Genomic DNA, 8863 nt, shown 5'->3' on the forward strand with positions numbered 1-8863 from the left:
AGGGAAAGGTGAGAGAACCGAACCTTCATTCTATGATCCTTTCATGGCTCAACCCATTGTTGAGCACAGAAAGTCGCATTTCAGGATAGCGCGTGCCCCTTCTGCCAAGCTTTTATCGATAATCCGCATTATGTAACACTTTATCGCTTCTTTTGGTGTGAATTCACTGAACCACCCTATCTTTCACAATCGCTCAAAAAAAGGGCATTGCCGACAAGACCGCTCCAACGGCAAACCATTTCGTTGAATTGGTTCGATTGTTTGCCTCTGCGTAAGGCATGAGGACTGGCACGAACGCGCTGGACCATCGCTCTTTTGGTAGGTTGGGACCCGGAAGTTCAGTGGCGGGCTTGCATGATGACGGAAATGTGGCAGCATGAACCAATAGTCACCAATGGTTCGCACATGGAAGCCGATACCGATCAGGGCCACACGACCTCGACCTACGCGCTGGCGCGGCTGCGGGCTTATATCGATGACGCGACCCGTCAGTCCGGCGACCGCATGCCGACCGAGCGGCAGCTGTCGGAGCAGCTGGGCATGGGGCGGCGCGCGATCCGTCGCGCGCTGGAGGTGCTGGAGGCCGAGGGGCGCATCACCCGCAGACAGGGCGCCGGCACCTTCATCGGCGGGGCGGCCCCAGCCCCTGCGGGCGCAAGCATCGTCGATACGACCAACTTCTTCGAGATCATGGAGGTCCGCCTGCGCCTGGAGCCGCAGCTGGCCGCACTGGCCGCCCTGCGGGCGAAGCCCGAGCACATCACCCGCCTCTATGAGCTGTCGGACCGCATCGCCCAGTGCCTGGACGCCGACGAGGGCGAATTGTGGGACGGCACGCTCCACCGCCAGATCGCCGAGGCTGCGGGCAATGCGCTGTTCCTGTCGCTGTTCGACATCGTGAATCGCGTGCGCCAGGACGCCGCCTGGCAGGCGGTGCGCGAACGGGCGCGCGGCGGGCTGGCGGGGCATGCCCTGCCGGTGGCCCAGCACCGCGCCATCATCGACGCAATCGCCGCCCGCGACCCGCAGGCGGCGGCCGAGCAGATGCGCGTGCATCTGTTCATGCTGCAGGAAAAGCTGATCCGCCTTGGATCGGCGGACCTGTCTCCTACCCAGACCGGAAGGCCGGATCAACCGGCCCATGCCTGACCCCCATCAACAGGAATCCCCCATGACCCGACATCTTTTGTCCGCCACCGCCCTGATCGCGCTGATGAGCGCCCTGCCCGCCGGCGCCCAGACCCTGCGCATCGGTCTCAGCGACGATGCCGACATCCTGGACCCCGACCAGTCGCGCACCTTCGTCGGCCGCATCGTCTATGCGGGCCTGTGCGACAAGCTGGTCGATCTGGACGCCCAAGCCAACATCATCCCGATGCTGGCGACCGACTGGTCCTGGTCCGACGACGGCATGGCGCTGGTCATGGACCTGCGCGAGGGGGTGGTGTTCCATGACGGCACGCCCTTTGACGCCGATGCGGTGGTGGCCAACATCACCCGCTCGATGACACTGCCAGAATCGCGGCGCAAATCGGAACTGTCCTCGGTCGCGGGGATCGAGGCGACGGGGCCGATGCAGGTGACCTTCACCCTGACCGCGCCCGACGCCTCGTTGATCGCGCAGCTGTCGGACAGGGCGGGGATGATGGTCTCTCCAACCGCGGCCGAGGCGGCGGGCGCCGAGTTCGGCCAGAACCCCGTCTGTTCGGGGCCTTTCAAGTTCGTCGAACGCATCCAGCAGGACCGCATCGTGCTTGAGAAATTCGCCGACTATTACGACGCCGACCGCATCGCGATCGAGCGCGTCACCTATCGCCCGATCCCCGACACCACCGTGCGCCTGGCCAACCTGCGCTCGGGGGAACTGGACATCGTCGAACGCATCGCCGCCTCCGACGTGGGGTCGGTCTCTCAGGACGCTGCCCTGCAGATGCAGGAGGCCGTGGGCCTGGGCTACATGGCGATCTATGCCAATATCGGCAATGGCGACCGCGCCCTGACGCCGATGGGAGAGGACGCCCGCGTCCGCCAGGCCTTCTCGCTGGCCATCGACCGGGAGGCGCTGAACCAGGTCGTGTTCGAAGGCACCGCTGTGCCCGGCAACCAGCCCTTCCCGCCCTCCTCGCCCTGGTTCAACCAGGATCTGCCGGTCCCCGCCCGCGACGTCGAGGCCGCCCGCGCCCTGCTGGCCGAGGCCGGGATCGACCGCATGCCGGTCGAGATCCAGCACGCCAACAACCCCGTCATCACCCAGATGATGCAGGTCATCCAGGCCATGGTGGCCGAGGCAGGCTTCGACGTGACCCTGCGCGCGACCGAATTCGCGACGCTGCTGTCCGAACAGACGGCGGGCAATTTCCAGCTGTCGCGGTCGGACTGGTCGGGGCGCCCCGACCCCGACGGCAACCTGCACCAGTTCGTCACCTGCGAGGGCGGCATCAACGATCCGCGCTATTGCAACCCCGAGGTCGACCGCCTGCTGAACGAGGCCCGCGCCGCCAATGACCGCAAGGTCCGCAAGGACCTGTATGACCAAGCGGGCGTCATCCTGAATCAGGACCTGCCGGTGATCTATCTGGGCCACCAGACCTACATCTTTGCGCTGGATCAGGGCGTGCAGGGCTTTGAGGCCTTCCCCGACGGGATGATCCGCCTGCAGGACGTGACCCTCTCCCAGTGACCCGGACATAACTGCGGCCGGGGGCGCCATACCCCCGGCCCGGCGAAAGGAACACCATGCTGATCTACATAGCCAAGCGCCTGCTGGTGGCGTTGCCGACATTGCTGATCGTGTCGATGCTGGTCTTCGGGTTGCAGATGCTGCTGCCGGGCGATCCGGTCCTGGCCATGGCCGGAGAGGACCGCGACCCCGAGACCCTGGCCCGCATCCGCGCGCAGCTGAACCTGGATGACCCCGTACCGGTGCAATATCTGCGCTGGCTGGGCGGCGTCGTGCAGGGCGATTTCGGGACGTCGCTGCGCACCGGGCAGCCAGTGTCGGAACTGATCCTGCAAAAGCTGCCGGTGACGATCCAGCTTGCGGTGATGGCGATGATCTTTGCCGCCCTGATCGGGATTCCCGCGGGCATCATCGCGGCGGTCCGCAAGGGCGGCGTGCTGGACTGGACCGCCAACATCGTGGCGCTGTCGGGCCTGTCGATCCCGAATTTCTGGCTGGGGATCATGCTGATCCTGCTGGTCTCGGTCAATCTGGGCTGGCTGCCGGCCTCGGGCTATGAATCGATCTTCGTCGATCCGGTGCGGTCGTTGGAGACGATGATCATGCCCGCCTTCGTGCTGGGCACCGGGCTGGCCGCGACGCTGATGCGGCACACGCGGTCGTCGATGCTGGGCGTGTTGTCGGCCGATTATATCCGCACCGCGCGCGCCAAGGGCCTGACCGGCCGCCAGGTCGTGCTCAAGCACAGCTTCAGGAATGCGCTGCTGCCGGTGATCACGCTGTCCGCACTGCTGTTCGGGGAGCTGCTGGCGGGCGCGGTCCTGACCGAGCAGATCTTTACCATCCCCGGTTTCGGCAAGCTGATCGTCGATGCGGTGTTCAACCGCGACTATGCCGTGGTGCAGGGCGTGGTGCTGTGCACGGCCGTCGGTTTCCTGCTGATGAACCTGATCGCGGACGTCGTCAGCGTCCTTCTGAACCCCCGGATGAGGGCCGCCCTATGACCGCCATCGACATGCCCGCACCCCGCGCCAAAAGCCGCTTCTGGCGCAAGTTCCGGCGCAACCGCGCGGCCCTGGTCGGGGGCGTGATCGTCGCGTTCTTCGTTCTGCTGGCGGTGGCCGCGCCGATCCTGCCCATCGCGGACCCGCTGGCCACCAGCTGGACCGCGATCCGTCTGGCGCCCTCGGCCGAATACTGGCTGGGCTCGGACGAGATCGGGCGCGACATCCTGTCCCGGATGATCTGGGGCGCGCAGGCGTCGCTGATGGCGGGCGTCATCTCGGTCGCCATCGCGGTCGTCACGGGCGTGCCCATCGGGTTGATCGCCGGTTATTTCGGCGGCTGGACCGACACGATCATCTCTCGCTTCACCGACGCGCTGCTGGCGATGCCGTTCCTGATCATGGCGATCGCGCTGGCCGCGTTCCTGGGGCCCAGCCTGACCAACGCGATGATCGCCATCGGCCTGTCGGCCATGCCGATCTTCATTCGCCTGACCCGCGCACAGGTCATGTCCGTCAAGACCGAGGACTATGTCGAGGGTGCCCGCGCCATCGGGCTTGGCCACATGGCGATCATGGGCCGCTATATCCTGCCCAACATCACCCCCCCGATCATCGTGCAGGCCACGCTGACCATCGCCACCGCGATCATCGCCGAGGCGTCGCTGTCCTTTCTGGGCTTGGGCCAGCAGGCCCCCGCGCCCAGCTGGGGGTCGATGCTGAACGTGGCCAAGAACTTCCTGACGCAGGCGCCCTGGATGGCCTGGTGGCCGGGGGCCGCGATCTTTCTGGTCGTGATCGGCTTCAACCTGATCGGCGACGGGCTGCGCGATGCGCTGGACCCGCGCGAACACTGATTTTCAAGGAGTCGTCATGACCCAATTCACCACCCGCCCCGAGATCACCGGCACGTTCGGTGTCGTGACCTCGACCCACTGGATCGCGACCGCCGTGGGGATGAGCATTCTGGAAAAGGGCGGCAACGCGTTTGACGCCGCCGTGGCGACCGGGTTCGTGCTGCAGATCGTCGAGCCGCATCTGAACGGCCCGGCGGGCGACCTGCCCGCGATCATCCATTCCGCGAAGACCGGCAAGACCCAGGTGATCTGCGCCCAGGGGCCCGCCCCCGCCAGCGCCACGATTGACCATTACCGGGCCGAGGGGATCGACCTGATCCCCGGCAACGGGCTGTTGGCGACGGTCATTCCCGGCGCCTTCGACGGCTGGATGCTGATGCTGCAGGACCACGGCACGATGACAGTCGCCGAGGTTCTGGCCCCCGCCATCCACTATGCGCGCCACGGCCATCCGATGCTGCCCCGCGTGGCCGACAGCATCGCCGGTCTGGCCGATTTCTTTGCCGCCGAGTGGCCCACGTCGCATGCGACTTGGCTGCCGGGCGGGCAGGCCCCGCAGGCGGGCGCACTGTTCAAAAACATCGCACTGGCAGACACTTACAGCCGGATCGTCGAGGCATCCGAGGACGCACCCACGCGCGAGGCGGGCGTGCAGGCCGCCCGCGACGCCTTCTATCGCGGCTTTGTGGCCGAGGCGATCGACCGGTTCTGCCGCACGACCGAGGTGATGGACGGCAGCGGCGCCAAGCATCGCGGCGTGCTGACCGCCGACGACATGGCGGGCTACAGCGCCACCACCGAGGAGCCGACCTGGGCCGATTATCACGGCTGGTCCATCGCCAAGACCGGGCCCTGGGGCCAGGGGCCGGTGCTGCTGCAGGGGCTGAAGATCCTGGAGGGCATCGACATCGCCGCGATGGACCCGAACGGACCCGACTTCGTCCATACCGTCATCGAGACGATGAAGCTGTCCTATGCCGACCGCGAGGTCTACTACGGCGACCCGGCCATGCACGATGTGCCGATGGAGGCGCTGCTGTCGGGTGCCTATGCCGCGGAACGCCGCGCGCTGATCGGCGACACCGCCTCGCTGGACCTGCGCCCCGGCGCCGTGCCGGGGTTCGAGGATCAGCGCGCCCGGACCCTGTCGCTGCTGGATGGCCTGGGCAAGGGCGCGGTGTACGAGCCGACCATGGCGCATCTGTCGGAAAAGCGCGGCGATACCGTGCATATCGACGTGATCGACCGGTGGGGGAACATGGTCTCGACCACCCCGTCGGGTGGCTGGCTGCAATCGTCGCCGATCATCCCCGATCTGGGCTTCTGCCTGAACAGCCGGGCGCAGATGTTCTGGTTGCAGCCCGGCCTGCCGACCTCGCTGGCGCCGGGGCGGCGGCCGCGAACCACGCTGACGCCGTCGCTGGCGCTGCGGGACGGGGTGCCGCACCTGTCCTTCGGCACGCCCGGCGGCGATCAGCAGGACCAGTGGCAGCTGGTGTTCTTTCTGCGGCACGTGCATTTCGAGCCGAACCTGCAGGCCGCCATCGACGCGCCGCTGTTCCATTCGACGCATTTCCCGGCCTCGTTCCACCCCCGCACGGCGGCACCGGGCGGCATGCTGATCGAGGATCGCGTGGGCCAGGCCACCATCGACGAATTGCGCCGTCGCGGCCATGACGTGACCGTCACCGGGCCGTGGGATATCGGCCGCCTGACCGCGGCCAGCTGCGATGCGCAGGGCCTGCTGCGCGCGGCCGCGACTCCGCGCCTGATGCAAGCCTATGCGGCGGGGCGGTGACATGACCCAACCCATCCTTTCGCTGCGAAACCTGACCGCCGCCTTTCCGACCGAGGACGGCCTGAAGGAGGTCGTACGCAACATCAGCTTTGACGTGGCCCCCGGAGAGACCGTGGCCATCGTCGGCGAAAGCGGCTCTGGCAAAAGCGTCACCTCGCTGGCGATCATGGGCCTGCTGGACAAGCGGGCGCGGGTCAGCGGCCAGGTGCTGCTGGACGGGCGCGACCTGCTGGGCCTGCCCGAGAAGCAGATGCGCCAGGTGCGCGGCAACGACATCGCGATGATCTTCCAAGAGCCGATGTCGTCGCTGAACCCGGTCTTTCCGGTGGGCGACCAGATCGCCGAACTGCTGATCCGCCACGGCCAGGTGCCCCGCGATCAGGTCGCGGCCGAGGTTCTGCGCCTGATGGACCGCGTCCGCATCCCGAATGCGCATGCGCGCATCAAGGACTATCCGCACCAGTTCTCAGGAGGGATGCGCCAGCGGGTGATGATCGCGATGGCCCTGGCCGCGCGCCCGCGGCTGCTGATCGCGGATGAGCCGACGACCGCGCTGGACGTGACCATCCAGGGCCAGATCCTGGACCTGATCAAGGAGATCCAAGAGGAGCAGGGCATGGCCGTCCTGTTCATCACCCATGACATGGGCGTGGTGGCCGAAATTGCTGACCGCACCCTGGTGATGTTCCGCGGCGATCACATCGAGACAGGCGCCACAGCCGATCTGTTCACCGGCGCGACCCAGCCCTATACCCGCGCGCTGCTGGCGGCGGTGCCGCGCCTTGGGCAGATGGCGGGCCAGGACTGGCCGCTGCGGTTCCCCAAGGTCGACATGGACAGCGGCACGATCACCGCGCAGCCCGCAGTCGTGGACACCGTGGACCGCAGCGCGACGCCGGTGCTGTCGGTCCGGAACCTGGTCACCCGATTTGCCGCAGGGTCCGACCTGCTGGGCCGCCCCACCGGCAAGGTCCATGCGGTCGAGGACCTGACCTTCGATCTGTGGCAGGGAGAGACCCTGTCGCTGGTGGGCGAATCCGGTTGCGGCAAGTCGACCACGGGGCGGTCGATCCTGCGGCTGGTTCAGCCGGAGTCGGGGCAGGTCACGCTGGACGGGTTCGACGTGCTGGGCGCGGGTCCGGGCGATCTGCGGCGGATGCGGCGGTCGGGCCAGATGATCTTTCAGGACCCGTTCTCCAGCCTGAACCCGCGCATGACGGTGGGGCAGACCGTGGCCGAGCCGATCCTGACGCACAAGCTGGTCCCCCGCGCGCAGGCCCGAGAACGCGCCGCCGAACTGCTGGCACAGGTGGGTCTGGACGGGTCGATGCTGGACCGCTATCCGCATGAATTCAGCGGCGGCCAGCGCCAGCGCGTGGCGATCGCCCGCGTTCTGGGCCTGAACCCTAAGGTGATCGTGGCCGATGAAAGCGTGTCCGCGCTGGACGTGTCGATCAAGGCGCAGGTCTGCAACCTGCTGATGGACCTGCAGGAGCGGCTCAAAATCGCCTATCTGTTCATCAGCCACGACATGGCGGTGGTCGAACGCGTCAGCCACCGCGTCGCGGTGATGTATCTGGGCGAGATCGTTGAGATCGGCCCGCGCGAGGCGATCTTTGCCGACCCGCAGCATCCCTACACGAAAAAGCTGATCGCCGCCGTGCCCATCCCCGACCCGGCCCGCCGCGGCCTGCGCCGCGCCATGCAGGTCGACGAGCTGAAAAGCCCCGTCCGCCCGATCGGCTTTCAGCCGCCGAAACGCGACTGGCGGCAGGTGTCGGCCTGCCCCTGCCAGCCCGTCTCGCGCATGTATCGCGCGCGACGGTGCTGCGGGCCCAGATGCACCACGTCTATGGCCAGGACCGTCAGGCGCAGCACCGCAAAGCAGGCCGCGTCGGGGCGTTTCGCATAGGCCAGCGCATCATCAATGGGCGTGCCGGGCGCGGGATGCGAACCATAGCTTTGCCGCGACGGGTCGGGTACGCGCGCCCAGACCGCCGCGACCGCCTCGCCCGTCAGGATGTCGGCGCGCGCCTCGATCCGCGTCTGCAGATGCGCGCCCGCGTCCCAGACATGCAGCGCCGCCAAGGGGTTGGCGCGCAGGTCGGCCACCTTTCCCGACTTCAGATCGGTATGCACCTCCAGCACCCCCGCCCCGCGGTCGGCCCCGCGAAGGACGACCGTGCGCGCCTGCGGCATCCCCTGCGGCGTCACCGTGGCCAGCGTCGGATGCCGCGCCGGCGCGTGCCGGTCGCCCACGCCCCGCACCAGCCGCGCCCAGATCTGGTCCAGCAGAGTGTCGGGTTGCGCGGCCCAGGGATGGGGGTCGGGGTAAGTTGTCATGGCGGCATGATCGCGACATCGGCATTCCGGCGCAAGCGGGGCGCGGTGCTTTGTCGCGTCAACCGAACCTTCATCTTTTGGGGCTAAAGCGTTTCTGCAAAAACCGGAATCATGGGATTCCCAAAGGGGTCTGCTTGTGATTCATCCTCCCAGAAAGGATGAATCATGTCAGCACCTTTAC

6 protein-coding genes and 1 pseudogene are annotated in these 8863 nt (G+C 67.1%); 6 read left to right on the top strand and 1 reads right to left on the bottom strand.

Going from position 1 to position 8863, the window contains the following annotated elements:
* The first annotated feature begins 405 nt into the window (after positions 1-405).
* Genes ABS73_RS13350 through ABS73_RS13375 form a run of 6 tightly spaced genes read left to right on the top strand, consistent with a single transcriptional unit; the run spans position 406 to position 8251 of the window.
* Positions 406-1149 (top strand): FadR/GntR family transcriptional regulator, encoded by a 744-nt coding sequence (locus ABS73_RS13350; protein WP_277024156.1) that lies wholly within the window; start codon positions 406-408, stop codon positions 1147-1149.
* A 22-nt stretch (positions 1150-1171) separates the two neighbouring features.
* Complete coding sequence (locus ABS73_RS13355) at positions 1172-2680, top strand: ABC transporter substrate-binding protein (RefSeq protein WP_277024159.1); 1509 nt, start codon at positions 1172-1174, stop codon at positions 2678-2680.
* 56 nt (positions 2681-2736) lie between these two features.
* Positions 2737-3684 (top strand): ABC transporter permease, encoded by a 948-nt coding sequence (locus ABS73_RS13360; protein ID WP_277024160.1) that lies wholly within the window; start codon positions 2737-2739, stop codon positions 3682-3684.
* Positions 3681-4541, top strand: coding sequence for an ABC transporter permease (locus ABS73_RS13365; protein ID WP_277024163.1), 861 nt, complete (start codon positions 3681-3683; stop codon positions 4539-4541). The genes ABS73_RS13360 and ABS73_RS13365 overlap by 4 nt, the downstream gene beginning before the upstream one ends.
* Positions 4542-4557: 16 nt before the next feature.
* The gene (locus ABS73_RS13370) at positions 4558-6339 is read left to right on the top strand and encodes a gamma-glutamyltransferase family protein (protein ID WP_277024166.1); all 1782 of its coding nucleotides are present in this window, start codon (positions 4558-4560) and stop codon (positions 6337-6339) included.
* 1 nt (position 6340) lies between these two features.
* The gene (locus ABS73_RS13375; protein WP_286693522.1) at positions 6341-8251 is read left to right on the top strand and encodes an ABC transporter ATP-binding protein; all 1911 of its coding nucleotides are present in this window, start codon (positions 6341-6343) and stop codon (positions 8249-8251) included.
* Between the two features lie 83 nt (positions 8252-8334).
* On the opposite strand, the pseudogene ABS73_RS16810 reads toward ABS73_RS13375, so the two are convergent.
* Positions 8335-8682, bottom strand: a pseudogene (locus ABS73_RS16810) (pyridoxamine 5'-phosphate oxidase family protein); the annotation flags it as partial.
* Positions 8683-8863: the final 181 nt, after the last annotated feature.

It is taken from the genome of Paracoccus sp. SCN 68-21 (assembly GCF_001724535.1).
GTDB lineage: Bacteria > Pseudomonadota > Alphaproteobacteria > Rhodobacterales > Rhodobacteraceae > Paracoccus > Paracoccus hibiscisoli.

Bases quoted from the DNA above. Each gene is read 5' to 3' on its own strand.
- ABS73_RS13365 (WP_277024163.1), top strand. From the start codon at position 3,681: ATGACCGCCATCGACATGCCCGCACCCCGCGCCAAAAGCCGCTTCTGG.
- ABS73_RS13355 (WP_277024159.1), top strand. From the start codon at position 1,172: ATGACCCGACATCTTTTGTCCGCCACCGCCCTGATCGCGCTGATGAGC.
- ABS73_RS13375 (WP_286693522.1), top strand. From the start codon at position 6,341: ATGACCCAACCCATCCTTTCGCTGCGAAACCTGACCGCCGCCTTTCCG.
- ABS73_RS13360 (WP_277024160.1), top strand. From the start codon at position 2,737: ATGCTGATCTACATAGCCAAGCGCCTGCTGGTGGCGTTGCCGACATTG.
- ABS73_RS13350 (WP_277024156.1), top strand. From the start codon at position 406: ATGGAAGCCGATACCGATCAGGGCCACACGACCTCGACCTACGCGCTG.
- ABS73_RS13370 (WP_277024166.1), top strand. From the start codon at position 4,558: ATGACCCAATTCACCACCCGCCCCGAGATCACCGGCACGTTCGGTGTC.